The sequence below is a fragment of the Pseudomonas sp. UYEF17 genome, from assembly GCF_040546125.1.
Classification (GTDB): Bacteria; Pseudomonadota; Gammaproteobacteria; order Pseudomonadales; family Pseudomonadaceae; genus Aquipseudomonas; species Aquipseudomonas putida_Z.
The window spans coordinates 138833-155679 of sequence record NZ_JBEPNE010000005.1; the positions used below are offsets into that span (position 1 = coordinate 138833).

At 64.6% G+C, this 16847-nt stretch carries 13 protein-coding genes; 8 read left to right on the top strand and 5 right to left on the bottom strand.

Annotated features, from left to right (window positions below; all coding sequences use genetic code 11):
• Positions 1-87 precede the first annotated feature (87 nt).
• On the top strand, positions 88-348 hold the full coding sequence (locus ABIB24_RS10390) for a HigA family addiction module antitoxin (RefSeq protein ID WP_123085540.1): 261 nt from the start codon (positions 88-90) through the stop codon (positions 346-348).
• A gap of 348 nt (positions 349-696) precedes the next feature.
• On the opposite strand, the gene ABIB24_RS10395 is transcribed toward ABIB24_RS10390, so the two are convergent.
• Both ABIB24_RS10395 and ABIB24_RS10400 read right to left on the bottom strand, forming a co-directional pair.
• The gene (locus ABIB24_RS10395) at positions 697-2484 is read right to left on the bottom strand and encodes a monovalent cation:proton antiporter-2 (CPA2) family protein (protein ID WP_085588765.1); all 1788 of its coding nucleotides are present in this window, start codon (positions 2482-2484) and stop codon (positions 697-699) included.
• Positions 2485-2726: 242 nt separating this feature from the next.
• Entirely contained in the window at positions 2727-3701 is a 975-nt protein-coding gene (locus ABIB24_RS10400) for a GlxA family transcriptional regulator (RefSeq protein ID WP_075046737.1), read from the bottom strand.
• Positions 3702-3881: 180 nt separating this feature from the next.
• Between ABIB24_RS10400 and ABIB24_RS10405 the strand changes: the two genes are divergently transcribed.
• Complete coding sequence (locus tag ABIB24_RS10405) at positions 3882-4244, top strand: helix-turn-helix domain-containing protein (RefSeq protein ID WP_084785302.1); 363 nt, start codon at positions 3882-3884, stop codon at positions 4242-4244.
• A gap of 73 nt (positions 4245-4317) precedes the next feature.
• Positions 4318-4944, top strand: a complete 627-nt coding sequence (gene ycaC / locus ABIB24_RS10410; RefSeq protein ID WP_004375560.1) for an isochorismate family cysteine hydrolase YcaC — start codon at positions 4318-4320, stop codon at positions 4942-4944.
• Between the two features lie 117 nt (positions 4945-5061).
• Here the strand turns inward: ycaC and ABIB24_RS10415 are convergent, their stop codons facing one another.
• Positions 5062-10110: a trifunctional serine/threonine-protein kinase/ATP-binding protein/sensor histidine kinase gene (locus ABIB24_RS10415; RefSeq protein ID WP_274119864.1), complete on the bottom strand. Its 5049-nt coding sequence runs from the start codon at positions 10108-10110 to the stop codon at positions 5062-5064.
• A gap of 238 nt (positions 10111-10348) precedes the next feature.
• Here ABIB24_RS10415 and ABIB24_RS10420 point away from each other — a divergent pair, with 238 nt between their 5' ends.
• Both ABIB24_RS10420 and ABIB24_RS10425 read left to right on the top strand, forming a co-directional pair.
• Positions 10349-11341: a response regulator gene (locus ABIB24_RS10420; RefSeq protein WP_075046734.1), complete on the top strand. Its 993-nt coding sequence runs from the start codon at positions 10349-10351 to the stop codon at positions 11339-11341.
• Entirely contained in the window at positions 11338-11706 is a 369-nt protein-coding gene (locus ABIB24_RS10425) for a response regulator transcription factor (RefSeq protein WP_075046733.1), read from the top strand. The genes ABIB24_RS10420 and ABIB24_RS10425 overlap by 4 nt, the downstream gene beginning before the upstream one ends.
• 109 nt (positions 11707-11815) lie before the next feature.
• On the opposite strand, the gene ABIB24_RS10430 is transcribed toward ABIB24_RS10425, so the two are convergent.
• Both ABIB24_RS10430 and ABIB24_RS10435 read right to left on the bottom strand, forming a co-directional pair.
• Positions 11816-13306 carry a YifB family Mg chelatase-like AAA ATPase gene (locus ABIB24_RS10430; RefSeq protein ID WP_137162651.1) on the bottom strand — a complete coding sequence of 497 codons (1491 nt, stop codon included), beginning with the start codon at positions 13304-13306 and terminating at the stop codon, positions 11816-11818.
• Between the two features lie 139 nt (positions 13307-13445).
• The gene (locus ABIB24_RS10435) at positions 13446-13712 is read right to left on the bottom strand and encodes an accessory factor UbiK family protein (RefSeq protein ID WP_025341076.1); all 267 of its coding nucleotides are present in this window, start codon (positions 13710-13712) and stop codon (positions 13446-13448) included.
• A 519-nt stretch (positions 13713-14231) separates the two neighbouring features.
• On the opposite strand from ABIB24_RS10435, the gene glnK reads away from it, so the two are divergent.
• From glnK to sutA, 3 genes are all read left to right on the top strand, one after another.
• Complete coding sequence (gene glnK / locus ABIB24_RS10440) at positions 14232-14570, top strand: P-II family nitrogen regulator (RefSeq protein ID WP_002555808.1); 339 nt, start codon at positions 14232-14234, stop codon at positions 14568-14570.
• Positions 14571-14616: 46 nt separating this feature from the next.
• Positions 14617-15948 (top strand): ammonium transporter, encoded by a 1332-nt coding sequence (locus ABIB24_RS10445; RefSeq protein WP_025341075.1) that lies wholly within the window; start codon positions 14617-14619, stop codon positions 15946-15948.
• A 429-nt stretch (positions 15949-16377) separates the two neighbouring features.
• Entirely contained in the window at positions 16378-16707 is a 330-nt protein-coding gene (gene sutA / locus ABIB24_RS10450; RefSeq protein WP_013974748.1) for a dormancy-specific transcriptional regulator SutA, read from the top strand.
• Positions 16708-16847 lie beyond the last annotated feature (140 nt).

The window sequence follows — 16847 nt, forward strand, 5'->3', positions numbered from 1 at the left end:
ACGCTCTGACAATGCGGTCAGACGTTGCGACCTGATGTCTAGAGCTGAAAGGGAGGAGCATTGGGGAGCCAATCTAGGAGATTTCAAATGCCCCTCTATAACCCACCGCATCCGGGAGAGTCGCTGCTCTGCGATGTGCTGCCAGCGATTGAAATGACAGTTTCGGGATTAGCCCAGCACCTTGATTATCCACAGGTGCAATTGGCCGCTGTACTTGATGGTAGTGCCGCCATTTCACCCGATCTAGCTTATAGACTTGAGCGCGCCGGCCTCGGCCCAGCCCGGCAGTACCTCCGCGAGCAGGCTGCTTATGATCTTTGGCAGGTCACTCACGGTGATCATCCTTAGTTAGCGCTGTTTTGCCTGTTTACTCGCTTGACGGGGCATTGAGTCACGGCCACCAAGAGTATGTCGTGAGGCCTCTGGCGCCTATGAGATCGAGCGCCGCCCGCGCGGCGCTTCGCAGCACAAGGCTGCTCCTACATCTGTTTCGGGCCAATTATTCCTGGGACAGAAGCGCGCGGCCTCCTGGTGTCCATCTCTAATCGCGCCGGACAAACAAGGCGGTCGCGCGCGCAGGTACAGGCGTTACTGGCCCGAAACAGATGTAGGAGCAGCCTTGTGCTGCGAAGCGCCGCGCGGGCGGCGCTCGATCGCAAGGGCGCTGCATCTCTACAGCCAATGCGCTCGAAACCCTCAATCCGCATCCGAATCAAACAACCGCTCCAACTCCGCCCGGGCCTCCTTGGCCGTCTGCATCACCTTGGCCCGGTCATCACGCACCTGCCCCTGGGCCACCAGCACCTCTTCGTCATGCTGGGTAAACCGCGCAATCCGGTCCGCCGCCTGCGCGTCGCTCAACCCCAACCCCACCAATGCCCGGCGGGTCATCTCCAGGCTGGAGTAGAACGTCTCGCGAATTGGCTCGGCGCCGACATCCGCCAACTTGTGCACATGCTGGCGGTTACGCGCGCGGGCCAGCACTTTCAGGTGCGGGTACAGGCGTTTCACCCGTTCAGCCGTGTGAATGGCAGCTTCCGGGTCATCGATGGTGATGATGAAGTATTCCGCCTCGCCCACCTTGGCGGCATGCAGCACCTCGGGGCGCAGTGGGTCGCCGTAGAACACGGGTACCTGTTCGAACATGCGGGTCATCTCGATGGTGTCCACCGAGGTTTCCAAGGCAATGAACGGAATCTTCTGTGCCCGCAGGATGCGCGCGACGATCTGGCCCATGCGGCCCATGCCGACGATCACCACCCGTGGCGTGTCAGCCTGGATCTGCTTGTAATGCTCCGGCACCTCACGCGCCGGTTGCGGGCGCTTGAGGGCGTGGGCGCAGCCAATCATCAGCAGCGGGGTAATGGCCATCGACAGGGTGATGGTCATCAGCAGCAGGTCGTAGGTCTGGGTGTCGAACAAGCCTTGGTCCTTGCCCAGCTTGAACACCACGAAGGCAAATTCGCCACCGGCAGCCAGCACCATGCCCAGGCGCAGGGCGCTGGCGCTGTTCAGGCCACCGGCCAGGCGCCCGACGCCGATCAGCAGTACCAGCTTCACGGCCACCAGCAGCAGGGTCAGGCCCAGCACCACCAAAGGCATTTCAAGCAGCAGGCGCAGGTTGGCGCCCATGCCGACGCTGATGAAGAACAGCCCCAGCAGCAGGCCCTTGAACGGTTCGATCTGCGATTCCAGCTCGTGGCGGTATTCCGAGTCGGCCAGCAGCAGGCCGGCGAGGAAGGCACCCAAGGCCATGGAAATGCCGGCTTCTTCCATCAGCCAGGCTGTGCCGATCACAACCAGCAGCGCGGTGGCGGTGGACACTTCCGGCAGGCCGGTGCGGGCCACGGTGCGGAACACCGGGCGCAGCAGGTAGCGGCCACCGACGATGACCACGGCTATGCTGGCGAACACCTTCAGGCCATGCTCCAGGCTGTCGCCGTGGCTGGTGTCCGGGCCACTGGCGGCCAGCAGCGGAACCAATGCGATCAGTGGGATGGCGGCGATGTCCTGGAACAGCAGGATGGCGAACGCCAGGCGGCCGTGCGGGGCGTTGAGCTGCTTGCTTTCGGCCAGGCTCTGCAGGCCAAGGGCGGTGGACGACAGCGCCAGGCCCAGACCGAGCACGATGGCCGCCGGTAGCGTCTGGCTGAAGCCGAACAGGGCGATGGCGCCGATCAGCGCACCGGTCAGCAGCACCTGGGCGGTACCGACGCCGAATACGGACTTGCGCATCAGCCACAGGCGCTTGGGCGACAGCTCGAGGCCGATGATGAACAGCAACAGGACCACGCCCAGCTCGGAAATGTGCGCCACACTTTCGGTGTCGCGGATCAGGCCCAGCGCCTGCGGGCCAATGATCACGCCGGCGAGCAGGTAACCGAGCACGGCCCCCAGGTGCAGGCGCTTGGCCAGGGGGACGGCGAGGACAGCGGCGAGCAGGAAGATCACCGCGGTTTGCAGAAGGCTGCCTTCGTGTGGCATTGGCTCGTACTCCATGAGCTGCCGGGGCAGCGTTAGATCAGTTTGGCGGACAATTCTGGGGAATGTGGGAGTGCCAGACAATCTGCTGTGAGGAAGACACATTGTCCTGAATCAGGTGACAGTCGTGCTGGCCTCTTCGCGGGTGAACCCGCTCCCACAGGTACAGCGGTGTCTTCAAGCCTGCGCAACACCTGTGGGAGCGGGTTCACCCGCGAAGAGGCCGGCACAGGAAATCTGCATACTCAACTGCCACCAAACTGCGCCCGATACTGCGCCGGCGTCATGCCAATCCGCTCGCAGAACACCTTGCGCAAATGCCGGTCACTGCCAAACCCGCACTGCGCAGCCACTACCTTCAACGGCAGGTCGGTGCCTTCCAGTAGCTTGCGCGCGCGGTCGATGCGTGCGTTCTGCAAGTATTGCAGCGGCGTGATGCCCACCTCGCGCTGAAAGGTGCGGGCGAAGTTGCGCCCGCTCATGGCCACCAGGTCGGCCATCTTCTGCACGGTGAAGGCTTGCTCGATATGGTCGACGATATACGCCTGCACCCGGGCAATCGGCGAATCATCCCGCGGTACAGCCGCCAGCAGTGGCCCGTAGGGTGTCTGCCCACCCTGGCGATGGCGGGCGACCAGCAGCACCTTGGCCACTTCCAGGGCCAGCGCCTTGCCGTGGTCTTCGGCCACCACCGCCAGTGCCAGGTCGATGCCAGCGGTGATGCCGCCCGAGGTAATCAGGCAGCGGTCGATCACGTAGATCTGTTCGGTCTCGACCTTCGCCTCGGGGAACGCCTGTGCCAGGCGCTCCACGTAGTTCCAGTGGGTGGTGCAGCGATAGCCGTCCAGCAGCCCGGCCCGGCCCAGCAGGAATACTCCCGTGCAGATGGCACCAAAGCGTTTGGCCTGGCGCACGGCCTGGGGCAGCCAGCGCTCGATGCCTGGCAGGGCGATGTCATAGGCGCCCGGGCCGCCTGGCACCAGCAACAGGTCGACGGCTTCCGGCAAATCCTCCAGACGCAGGTCGGCTACCACTTTCAACCCGCAGGAGCCGCGCACCGCTGCCTGCCCTTCGGCCAGGGTCAGCAGCCGGTACTTCCGCTCGGCAGGAAGGAAGCGGTTAGCAATGGCAAACGCGTCCATGGGCCCGGTCACGTCCAGCAACAGCACATCATTGAACAGCACCATGGCCACGGTGCGGTGGGCGGGTTTTTCCTGCATGGCTCTTTTGCCTTGAATGCCGGCCGCCACTGGCGGCCTGAAGCTGAATACGAAACGCATCTTAAGGTATCGGTAAAACAGCCAGGGCCAGCAGCGCGCAATTAACAACAATTCAGGTTTGGCTCAGGACTTTGTCATGTGCCGGGGGCGAGACTTTCTGCATTGAACAGGAGAGTCGCCATGCACCCCGGGACGCCCCAAGCACCGCTGCAACCCCCCGGCGCACTGACGCCAGCACGGTTGCGCCGGGCCAAGGAACTGATGTTGCACAGCCCGTTGTCGATCATCGAAATCGCCGGGGTATGCAACCTCACCCGCAGCCACTTCTCCCGCGCATTCAAGGTCAACACCGGCCTCTCGCCCCAGGCCTGGCGCCTGCTGGCACGCATGGAAAAGGCCAAGCGCCTGCTCGCCACCGAGGCGCCGATCACCCACGTGAGCCTGGAATGCGGCTTCTGCGACCAGGCCCATTTCACCCGTGCCTTCAGCCGCCTGGTCGGCCAGCCGCCCAAGGCCTGGCGCCAGGCGCAGGCCCATCCTTAAGCCGAACCTATCCGCCGGTATAGCCCCTTGTGGACAGTGCCGGCCCGTTTTCCCAACCCAAGGAGTCACCCCGATGAGCCAACCCGATTACAAGCGCCTGAACAAAGACGACGCCGTGGTGCTGCTGGTCGACCACCAGACCGGCCTGATTTCGCTGGTGCAGGACTTCTCGCCCAACGAGTTCAAGAACAACGTGCTGGCCCTGGGCGACCTGGCCAAGTTCTTCGGCCTGCCGACCATTCTCACCACCAGCTTCGAGCAAGGCCCGAACGGCCCGCTGGTGCCCGAGCTGAAAGAGATGTTCCCGGATGCGCCGTACATTGCCCGCCCTGGCCAGATCAACGCCTGGGACAACGAAGACTTCGTCAAGGCGATCAAGGCCACTGGCCGCAAGCAGTTGATCATCGCTGGCGTGGTGACCGATGTGTGCGTGGCGTTCCCGACCCTGTCGGCGCTGGCGGAAGGTTTTGAAGTGTTCGTGGTGACCGATGCTTCGGGCACCTTCAACGAAACCGTGCAGCAGGCGGCCTGGGTGCGCATGACCCAGGCGGGTGCACAGATGATGAACTGGTTCTCGGTGGCCTGTGAGCTGCACCGCGACTGGCGCAATGACATCGAAGGGCTGGGTAACCTGCTGTCGCAGCGCATTCCCAACTACCGCAACCTGATGAACAGCTATGCGGCCCTGAGCGCCCGTTGATGTAAACCTGTACCGGCCCCTTCGCGGGTGAACCCGCTCCCACAGGAACCGTGCAGTTCTCAAGCTGTGCACTATCCCTGTGGGAGCGGGTTCACCCGCGAAAGGGCCGGTACAGGCTCAAGAAGGATTCACAGGCAGCGTAAAGCGAACCCGACACCCCCCCAACTCCGACACCAGCGCCTGCAACTGCCCACCATGGGCCTGCACCACCGAGTTGCAGATCGCCAAGCCCATCCCCATGCCGCCGATCTTGGTGGTATGAAACGCATCGAACACTCGCTCGCGCTCATCCGCTGCAATCCCCGGCCCGTTGTCGTCCACGCAGATTTCCACCCCATCCCCGACCACCGCCGACGCAATCCGCAGCACCCCATCGCTGCGATACCCCGCCAGCGCCTCCAGGCCATTGGTAATCAGGTTGAACACCAACTGCTGCAACTGCACCGGGTCGGCCATCACGCTCACCCCCGCCTGCAAGCGCATCTGCACATCCACCATGCCCTTGGCGGCATCGGCCGAGGTCAAGCGCACCACTTCGCGGATCAGTTCGTCCAGCTTCACTACCTTGAGCTGCATCGGTGACTGCTTGGCCAGCGAGCGCAGTGCACGCACGATGTTGGCGGCCCGTTCGCTGTCGTTGCGGATGTCTTCCAGGCCGGCAATCGCCTCTTCCAGGTCGGGCTTGGCGCGTTTCAGCCAGCGCAGGCTGGCAGCGGCGTTGGAGGCGATGCCCAGCAGCGGCTGGCTGATCTCGTGGGCGATGGACGCGGACAGCTCGTTCATCACCTGCAGATGCGCCGTGCGCGCCAACTCCGCGCGGGAGCGGCGCAACTCGGCCTCCATCTGGGCGCGGGTCTGGTTGTCTTCGGCCAGGCGTGTGTAGAACTTGGCGGTTTGCAGCGACACCGCTGCCTGCGAGGCGAGGATTTCCAGCATGGCCAGGCGCTGACTGCCGAACAGGTTCGGGACCAGGCGGTTTTCCAGGTACACCAGGCCGATCAGCACGCCCTGGATCACCAGCGGCAGGCACAGCACCGAACGGGCCTTGCGCGCCTGCAACTGCTGGCGGAAGGCCTCGGGGCAATCGCTTTGGGCATCGTTGAGCACCAGGGGCTTCTTGGTGCGCATGGTGGCGTTGATGATCGACAGCGGCGCCTGGGTCATGAACTTCTGGCAGTCGTCCATGCTCACGTGCAGCCCGGCGTCGTCGATGTAGGCGAGGGCCGCCATCTGGAATTCGGCACCGCTGACGATCAGCAGCGCACCGTGGTCGGCGCCGGAATGCTGGGTCAGCTGGCCCATCAGGGTTTCGATCAGGCCCTCGAGCAGCACTTCCTCGGACAGCGCCCGTGCTGCCTCGATGCCGGCTTCCAGGTCGAGCTTGGCCTGGTGGGTGGCGCGGTGGCATTCCTGGATCGGCTGGGTGCGCAGGAACGGGTGCAAAGCCTCCAGCTGGTGCACCTTGCCGGTCGCGCCCCAGATATGGAAACAGTCGCGGGCGATGCGCAGGTGCAGGTTGGCGCCGGAGATCAGGCCGCTGGGGATGCATACCTCGGCCAGCTGTTCGTGGGCCAGCGCCTGCTCGTGGATGAAACCGGCGGCGGTGGCGGCGATCTGTGCCTGGTCGAAGCAGCGGATGGCGGCCAGGCCGTCGCCTTCGAGCTTGGCGATCACACCTTCGATCAGCAACAGCTTGTTGCGGAAGGTGGCCGGGTTGAAGCCGGCCCAGCGGCCGAAGCGCTCGCGCAGGGCGTGTAGCTCGCGCAGCTTGTCGGCAAGGCTGCCAATGGCCTCGGGGCTGCCAAGGGCCAGGCCGCGGAACAGGTGATAGTCGGCCAGGTTGATGTGCGCCGGTACCGCCCAGGTGTTGTCGCCGGTCAGTGCCAGGTTGCGCATGGCCTGCGGGATGTTGCCCAGGTAGAAATCGCACATGCCGGCCATCAGGTACTGGAAGAACCGCGTGGCAGGCGATTTCGAGGCTGTGGCCGAGGCCGGGCAGGGCGTGCCGCTCAATTTGGCGACGAACGCTTGCTGGGCCTGCAGGATCTGCTCGATGTCGCGGTAACCGTAGCGACGCACGGTGGCCAGGCCTTGCGCCAGTTCCTCCACCACGTCCGGCAGGTAGCGGCCCATGAACAGCGAATCGGAAACCAGGTGGTTGCAGGCATAGCAGCTCATCGCCAGGTCACCGCTCACGCGCCCTGAATCGACCGCATCCAACGCGGTGCGGCGGGCGAACTCCATGGGCGAGGTCCAGGCGCTGACCTGGTCCAGGGCCAGCAGCGCGCTGGTCAAGTCAGCGTCGAAACCGTGTCGTTCTATCAGCTTGAGCGCAGCCAGGCAGCAAGCATGGCCATCATGGTAGGCGCCGAAGCGCTCGGCAATCATCACCCCGTACCAGGCCATGCCGTAGGTGCTGCCCGGGGCGACGCCGTGCAGCAGCGACAGCTCCATGAGCTTGGCCAGGTGCAGGAAGCAGATGTCGTCCTTTACGAAAAACGATGACGACAGGGTGGCCAGCAGGCTGATGGCAACCGTCACTTCCTCCGAATCGGTGCGCTGCAGCGACTCCAGGCAGTGGCGGCCTTTCTGTTCGACCAAGGCCTGTACATGGGCATGACTGGCCTCGACCTGTTGCCAGTCGACACCCCGCACCGGGCTTATACCCAGCAAGTCCAGGCCGGATATGGCGCTGTCGATGGCCGCCTGATAGTCGCCGCGCAAGGTGTACAGCAGCGCCTGCAGGCGGCACACCCGCGCCTGGTCCAACGCCGAGCGAGCGCGCTGGCGGCATTCTGTGATGCGGGCCTCGGCCGCGATCATTCGCGACAGTTGCATGTCGCACTCGGTGGCCATGCAGGCGATGGCAAAGCCATGCGTGGCGCGGCTTTCCAGCGTTGCGCCGTGGTGCAGCAACTGCTCGGCCGTGTGCAGGTAGCCAGCTGTCTGTTCGAAAGCGCCGCCGTCGCGTGCGCGTGCTGCGGCTTCGCGTAAAAGCTGCAGGAACGCTTCGCAGTCATCCGCTGCAAACCCGCATGGGCTGGCGCGTTGCAGCTGGTTGGCAAGCTCGAACAGTGCCTCGTGCAGGCGCCCCGGCCAGGCCTGGCGCATGGCCAGGGCGATATTTGCATGCAGCTGGGCGCGCTCGCGCGCGGGCGTGAGAGCGTACGCGGCTTCCATCACCCGCTCGTGAGCGAAGCCCAGGCCGTTCTGGCCCGATTGCAGGAAACCCGCGCCAATCAAGGCTTTCAACGGTTCGCCGGGCACTTGAGAGAGCACCTGCTGAAGCAGGCGTTCATCGCAGCGGCTGCCCGCTGCGCTGGCCACTCGCAGCAGGTCGCGCTGCGGCTCTGGCAGGCGCGCCAGGCGGTGGATCATCAGGTCGGCGACATTGTCGGAATAGCGGTGGCGGGCCACGGCCTTCAGGCACCATGACCAGCGCATGGCCTGGGTGTCGAAGGTGAACAGCTGGTCCTCGACCAGGGCCCGGAGAATCTGATTGATGAAGAACGGGTTGCCCGCCGTCTTGTCGTGCACCAGCTCGGCCACCTGCAATGCGTCCTCGGGGCCGACGTGGTAGCGCTCGCCGATCAGCTCGGTCACCGCGCCCACCGCCAGGGGCCGCAGGTTCAGCGTGGTGCTGCGCACCGCTGCAGGCAGGGCAAGGGGTGTACTGCTGGCTGGCGCATCATTGCGCCGGGCGAAGATCAGCAACAGGTTGCCGGGCGCGTGAGCCAGCAGTTGCGCCAGCAGTTGCTGGCTGGCGTCGTCGACCCACTGCAGGTCATCGAAGAACAGCACCAGCGGCTGGCCGGGGCGGCTGAACACCTGCAGGAATTCGACGATCGCCCGCAGCTCCTTCTGCAGCGCCAGGCGTGTGGGCTTGGCTGGCAATTCGGGCAGGGGGCCGAGGACCAGTTGCAGGTCTGGCGCCAGCTTGCCGAGCAGCCGGCCGTGGCCCTTGATGCGGCGCAGGATCTCGCGGCGCAGAGTGTCGAGGTCCTGGCTGTTCTGGGCCAGCAACTGGGTGGTCAGCGCGCCGAGAATTTCGACCCAGGGCGCGTAGGGCACGGCCTGGGCAACGCCGTTGCACTTGCCGGTGGCCCAGTAACCCTGGGCGTTGGCCTTGAGTGCTGCCTCGACCAGGCTCGACTTGCCCATGCCGGTAGCCCCATTGATGAACAGGGCCTGTGGCTTGCTGTCACGGCGCAGGGCCTTGAGCAGCAGGGCGATGGCCTTCTGCTCGGCGCAGCGGCCATACAGGCGTGCGCGGTCGGGCGTGACCGGGTCGGCACAGCCTGGTTCGAAGGCCTCCATGGACTTGCTGGCGGCCCACTGCCGCTGGCAATGGGCCAGGTCCACCGCCAGGGCGCGGGCACTCTGGTAGCGGGCGTCCGGCTCTTTGGCCAAGGCCTTGGCCAGGATCCTGCTGAGCGGTTGCGGCACATTGCTGTCCACTTCGCAGGCCGCTCGTGGCTGCACGCCGGCATGCAGCTGGCGCCAGTGCTGGGTGTCGCGTCCGGCTAGCGGCAATTCGCCCAGCAGTAGCTGGTAGAGGATCGCGCCAAGGGCATAGATGTCGGTGCGTCGGTCGCTGCTGCTGCCGTGCGGGCAGACCTGTTCCGGTGCCAGGTACGCCCAGTTGCCGAGCGCGGTGCCCTGTTCGCTGATCAGCTCCGCCGGGTCGGCGCGAAAGCAGCCCAGCCGCACTCGCTGGTTGGAGTGCAGGCACACATGTTCGGGCTGCAGCGCGCCGTGCAGCACGTTACGTTCGTGGGCCTGGGCCAAGGCAGTGGCCGCGTTTACCGCAATCTCGAGAAACGGCGTCAGGGCTGCAGGGCCTTCTGCGATAAGGTCGGCGATGGAGCGGCCGGCCGGGTACACCAGTAGCGGGCCTTCGGCCGAACGCACGAACGCCGAGGGGATCACCGCCCACTGCGGGTCGAGTTGCAGGCGGTAGTCACGTTCCAGGCGCTGGCAGGCGGCGGGGGCCTCGCGCGGGGCGCGCACGGCGATCCAGGCCTGGTGGGTGGCAGGGTCGCGCAGGCGGAAGTAGCTGAGCTCACCTTCCTGGCCCAGCGCGCTGATGTCGCACCGGTTCAGCCAGCCCTCGTCGACGGTCTGGTCGTAATCGATGGGCCTGTGGGCAAGGCGTTCATCGAGCATAAGGCACCCCTGCTAGCGACATCCTGACGCGCGAGTATACGCAGCGAGCCCAGCACGGATGCGGCCTGCAGCCTGCTTGGCAGGAACGGGCACGCTGTTGTCCGTTATCGTCCCCTGGGGGCTGGCGGGCTTTTGTATAGTCCCCAGGCCAACCTATCCCTCGGGATAATTGTCTGAAGGCGTACGCTGGCCTAGGCTGCCCGGGGCTGGGAAACGCCCATGCCCGCGCGAGGAAGCCATGATCCGAATAGGTAATGCCCAGGTGTCGCTGGAGCGGCGCGAAGCCTTTGTTGATGGCAAGCCGATCCTGTTGGGCGGGCGTGCCTTCGAGGTGCTGGCGACGCTGATCAAGGCCAAGGGCCGGGTGGTCGGCAAGGACGAGCTGTTCAGCCAGGTGTGGGCTGGCACGGTGGTGGAGGACAACAACCTGCAGGTGCAGGTGTCCTTGCTGCGCAAGGCCTTTGGCGACCGTGGCCTGATCCAGACCGTGCCGCGCCGGGGCTATCGCCTGGCCGCCGAGATCAGTCTCGAGGTGCCTGGCGAGGCGTTGGGCAAATCGCCGCTGTGCGCCGTGGCCGACACTGTCGAGTTGTTCGATGAGCACTTGAACGTGCCAGTGCTGGTGGTGGATGACGACCCGTCGGTGCGCACGGCGTTGGGCCGCCTGCTGCGCTCGCAGGACATTCCGCATCATTTGTTCGCCAGTGCCGAGGCGTTGTTCGAGGCTCGCCTGGAAACCCCCTATGCCTGCCTGTTGCTGGACATGCACCTGCCCGATACCAGCGGCCTGGAGGTACAAGACGCGCTGCGCCGGCTGGCGCTGCCCTGGCCGGTCGTGTTCATGACCGGCTTCGGCACCATCCCGATGACCGTCCAGGCCATGCGTGCCGGGGCCGTGGAGTTTTTGACCAAACCGTTCGACGAAGACCAGCTGCTGACACTGCTGCAGGCGGTGCGCACGCGTGCCGTGGCCGAAGGGCGCAGGTGGCACCATGCGCGGCAGGTCGAGGAAAAGTACCAGCGCCTGACCCAGCGCGAGCGCCAGGTGTTCTCGCTGGTGGTTGGCGGCCTGTCGCACAAGCAGATCGCCAAGCAGATCGGCACCAGCGAGGTGACGACCAAGGTGCACAAGAAGAACATCATGAACAAGATGCAGTCCCGCTCGCTGCTGGAGCTGGTGGCCATGCACAACGTCATCGGGGCGCAGCCTGAGGGCCTGGGCGGCGCATGAGCAGAGCGGTGTGCATCGTCGACGACGATGCGTCGGTGCGCAAAAGCCTGGCAAACCTGCTGCGTTCGGCAGGTTTCGAGACCTTGTCGTTTGCTGCAGGGGACCTGTTCCTGGCCTCGGCACTGGCGCGGCAAGCGGGGTGTGTGCTGCTCGACCTGAGGATGCCTGGAATGAGCGGGCTGGCGGTGCAGCGCGAACTGGCCCGGCTGGAGTGGCGTTTGCCGGTGATCTGCATGTCGGCGCATTGGGATGAAGGGGCGGTGCGGGCGGCGATGGCGCTTGGGGCGCTGGTCTGCCTGGGCAAGCCATTTTCTGAAGAGGTGCTGCTGAAGGTGGTTGAAGATGCTTTGCTGGGCAGCCAGTGATGCCTGTGTCGGCCCTTCGCGGGCTTGCCCGCTCCCACAGGGATCTCCACAACCCTTGAAACTGTGGTGTCTCTTGTGTCGCGATGGGCTGCAAGGCAGCCCCGGCGATCTAGCTGCTCCCCGGCCGGTACTGCAGGGCCTCGGCCAGATGCGCCCGGCCAATTGCCTGGCTGCCTTCCAGATCCGCCAGCGTCCGCGCCACCTTCAACAACCGGTGTGCCGCGCGCAACGACAGGGTCAGCCGTTCACAGGCCCCCTCCAGCCAGGCCTGGTCCGCCGCTGCCAACCCACAATGGTGGCGCAACCCCTCAAGGTCGAGAAACGCATTCGCACACCCTTGCCGCCGCTGTTGCAGTTCACGTGCCTCGGCTACCTTGGCCGCCACATCGGCACTGGTCTCACCGCAGGGCTGGTTGTTCAGCGTGGTGCTCTCCCGGGCCACGGTCAGGTGCAGGTCGATACGGTCCAGCAACGGCCCGGACAGCTTGTTGCGATACCGCGCGATCTGCTCGGTACTGCAGCGGCAGCGGCCAGTGGGGTCGCCCAGGTAGCCGCAAGGGCAGGGGTTCATTGCCGCCACCAGTTGGAAACGTGCCGGGAAGCGCACCTTGTCGCGGGCCCGGGCAATCACGATCTCGCCCGACTCCAGCGGCTCGCGCAACACCTCCAGCACGCGCCGCTCGAATTCCGGCAATTCATCCAGAAACAGCACGCCATGGTGGGCCAGGGTGATTTCGCCCGGTTGCGGCCGGCTGCTGCCGCCGACCAGCGCCGGGCCGGAGGCGGAGTGGTGTGGATGGCGAAAAGGCCGCTGCGGCCAGCTGCTCAGAGGCGCATGGCCGCTGACCGACTGGATCGCCGCCACTTCCAGTGCCTCGTGCTCGTCCAGCGGTGGCAGCAGCCCTGGCAGGCGGCTGGCGAGCAAGGTCTTGCCGGTACCGGGAGGCCCGGTGAACAGCAGGTTATGTGCCCCGGCCGCCGCTAGCAGCAGTGCACGCTTGGCAGCTAGTTGGCCCTGCACCTCGCTCAGGTCCGGGTACGGGCGTTGCTGCAGGATCAGGCCGTTGGCCGCATACGGCGGCAACGGCACCTGGCCGTTCAGGTGGGCGACTAGCTCCAGCAGGTGCCCCACCGCATAAACCACCAGCCCGCCTGCCAGGCTGGCCTCCTCGGCATTCTCCCGTGGCACCACCAGCGCCCGGCCTGCTTCGCGTGCCGCCAGTGCCGCGGGTAGCACGCCCTGCACCGGGCGCAACTTGCCAGACAGTGCCAGTTCGCCCAGGCACTCGACCTCGGCAAGGGTGGCCGTTGGTACCTGGCCATCGGCGGCGAGGATACCCAGGGCAATGGCCAGGTCATAGCGCCCGCCATCCTTGGGCAGGTCGGCGGGGGCGAGGTTCTGGGTGATGCGCCGCTGCGGATAGTTCAAACCGGAGTTGACGATGGCGCTGCGTACCCGGTCCTTGCTCTCTTTGACCGTGGTTTCCGGCAGACCGACCAGCGTGAGATGGGGCAAGCCGTTGGCCAGGTGGGTTTCGACGCTGACCGCCGGTGCCTGCACGCCCACCTGGGCGCGACTGTGGACGAGGGCTAGGGACATGGACGCTCCGTTGTCGCTGAAAAGGGCCGCTTCCTGCGGCTTTGCAAGCATAGCCAGCGCGGCCCGGGCCGGAGCTACAAGTGTGCGTCGTGGTTTTTCAGGCTAGGGCGTTACCCTGTATTTTCATGCCCTTGCGCATTCATTCATCCTGCGGGGCTGGATTCAGCCGTGCTTCCAGTTCGGCTACCTGTTTTTCCAGGGCCTCGAGGCGCGCGCGGGTGCGCGCCAGGACGACCATCTGGCTGTCGAATTCTTCGCGGCTGACCAGGTCCAGCTTGCTGAAGGCACCTTGCATCAGCACCTTGAACTGGCTTTCCAGTTCGGCGCGGGGCTGGGCGGTATCGCTGCTGAACAGGCGCGAGGCCTGGTCGCTCAGGGCATCGAGAAGGGCTTTGGGCGCGAGCATGGGGCTGTCCACTGATACTGGGAAATGGCCGGCAGTGTAACACGGGCGAACCTGGCCCTTGATTGCACATTGGTCCTTGTGGGAGCGGCCTTGTGTCGCGAAAGGGCTGCGCAGCAGCCCCGGGATATCGGTTGCGCAGCATGCATTGCCGGGGCCGCTGTGCGGCCCTTTCGCGACACAAGGCCGCTCCCACAAAAATCATTCGCCCTCGCCACGCGGTTGCACATTTTTCGAGCAATGCGCCAGGTCGGTATGCACCGAAATTGTGCATGTTACGCATGCTGGCGACTGGCCAATCCCGACTGATTCACATAACTCGCTGTTTTCCCGTGCTTTGACGGAACTGGCAAGGTTTCTGCAAAGACCACTGCGAGCCATGCACTGATGCAGTTCCTTGTGACCAGGCAGTGCGCACGCGGAGCCGGATGCCGACGACGCGTTACAAAGCCAAGCGCTGCGCTTAGACTTGAGACGGGTTTGTTTTCCTGGGGCAAGTCCACCAAATCGGGAGAGAGTTTCATGAAGCTAGTCACAGCCATCATCAAGCCGTTCAAGCTGGACGACGTGCGCGAGTCGCTGTCGGAAATCGGCGTGCAGGGCATCACCGTCACCGAAGTCAAAGGCTTCGGTCGGCAGAAGGGCCATACCGAGCTGTATCGCGGTGCTGAATACGTGGTCGATTTCCTGCCCAAGGTGAAGATCGATGTCGCCATCGATGACAAGGACCTTGATCGGGTAATCGAAGCCATCACCAAGGCAGCCAACACCGGCAAGATCGGTGACGGCAAGATTTTCGTGGTGAATCTGGAGCAGGCGATCCGTATCCGTACCGGCGAAACCGATACCGACGCGATCTAAGCAGCAACAAAGCCTCACCAAACCCAACGCCCCAGGAGAAAACAACATGACTCTGCGTAAGATCGCAGGGCTAGGAGCCCTATTGTCCCTCGTAATGCCCGGGCTTGCCCTGGCCGAGGAAGCTGCCCCAGCGCTGAACTCCGGCGACACCGCCTGGATGCTGACCGCAACGGCGCTGGTGCTGTTCATGACCATTCCGGGCCTGGCCCTGTTCTATGGCGGCATGGTGCGTTCCAAGAACGTGCTGTCGGTGATGATGCAGTGCTTTGCAATCACTGGCCTGATGAGCATTCTCTGGGTCGTCTACGGCTACAGCATGGCCTTCGATACCACCGGTATGGAAAAGGGCGTGCTCAACTTCAATTCCTTCGTCGGCGGCTTCTCCAAGGCATTCCTCAGCGGCGTCACGCCCTCGAACCTGACCTCGGCTGCCGCGCTGTTCCCTGAAGCGGTATTCATCACCTTCCAGATGACCTTCGCCATCATCACCCCGGCGCTGATCGTCGGTGCCTTCGCCGAGCGCATGAAGTTCTCCGCGATGCTGGTGTTCATGGGCATCTGGTTCACCCTGGTCTACGCGCCGATCGCGCACATGGTCTGGAGCGGCGACGGTGCTCTGATGTGGGACTGGGGCGTGCTGGATTTCGCCGGCGGCACCGTGGTGCACATCAACGCCGGTATCGCGGGCCTGGTCTGCTGCCTGGTGCTGGGCAAGCGCAAGGGCTACCCGACCACCCCGATGGCCCCGCACAACCTGGGCTACACCCTGATGGGCGCGGCCATGCTGTGGATCGGCTGGTTCGGCTTCAACGCGGGCTCTGCCGCTGCCGCCAACGGCACCGCCGGCATGGCCATGCTGGTGACCCAGATTGCCACCGCCGCCGCGGCCCTGGGCTGGATGTTCGCCGAGTGGATCGGCCACGGTAAGCCGAGCGCCCTGGGTATCGCTTCGGGCGTGGTCGCCGGCCTGGTCGCCATCACCCCGGCTGCCGGTACCGTAGGCCCGATGGGTGCCCTGGTGATCGGCCTGGTCTCGGGTGTGGTCTGCTACTTCTGCGCCACCAGCCTCAAACGCAAGCTGGGCTATGACGACTCGCTGGACGCCTTCGGCGTGCACGGCATCGGCGGTATCATCGGCGCCATCCTCACCGGCGTGTTCGCAGCCCCGGCATTGGGCGGCTTCGGTGCCGTCACCGACATCGGCATGCAGGTCTGGATCCAGGCCAAGGGCGTGATCTTCACCGTGGTCTACACCGCCATCGTCACCTACGTGATCCTCAAGGTGCTGGATGTAGTGATGGGCCTGCGGGTCAGCGAAGAAGAAGAGTCGGTCGGCCTCGACCTGGCTCAGCACAACGAGCGCGGCTACAACCTGTAACTGCGACGCGGTAAAAACTTGCCCGGCTTGCCGGGCATTTTTTTGCCAGATTTTTAGCATTTCCCGCACGGCAAACGGTTTATCCGACACGTTCGCGACGTAGGCGGAAATCTTACAAAACGCAGAGCATTCATGGTGCTTTGCTTTTTCTGCTGGCGCGCTAGAATGCGCGCCGAAGGGTGTTTGACGAGTAGTCCACACGCTTCGCCAGCCTTTGCTAGGCTTGCCAATAGCGTGTGGCCAGCAGGGGCTAAAGGATTTGTCAGGTCCTGCCAGGAGCAGGGCCTGCTGGGTGCCGCCTCCCATCAGGAGCGCCGACCCTAGGGCAGTGGCCTAACCCACGGCCAGTTGAATTTTCACTGGTGGCTGCCGGTCTACGGCTGCACTGGTCTATAACTAACCTGCTTTTCGCAAGTCATGAGGTAGAACATGAGCGACGACGATCTGGAAAATGATGACCTCGAAGTAGGCGACGAAGACGAGGGCGATGAAGGCCTCGAAGCGGCAGCTGATGACGGCGCCGAAGACGCTGGCGATGACGACAGCAGCCCGGCACCCGCTGCCAAGGGCAAATCCAAGGCCGCGGTCTCGGTAGACGAGATGCCGAGCATGGAAGCCAAGCAGAAGGAGCGTGACGCCCTGGCCAAGGCCATGGAAGAGTTCCTCGCTCGCGGCGGCAAGGTTCAGGAAGTCGAGGCCAACGTGGTCGCCGACCCGCCCAAGAAGCCGGACAACAAGTACGGCAGCCGCCCTATCTGAGTGGCTGATCGAAAAAAAGCCCGCCGTCGCTGCGGGCTTTTTTGTGCCTGTGGGTTATGGGTTGCCTGTGCCGGCCTCTTCGCGGGCACGCCCGCTCCCACAGGGACCTGAGGGCGGTGGTGAACATGTGGGAGCGGGCG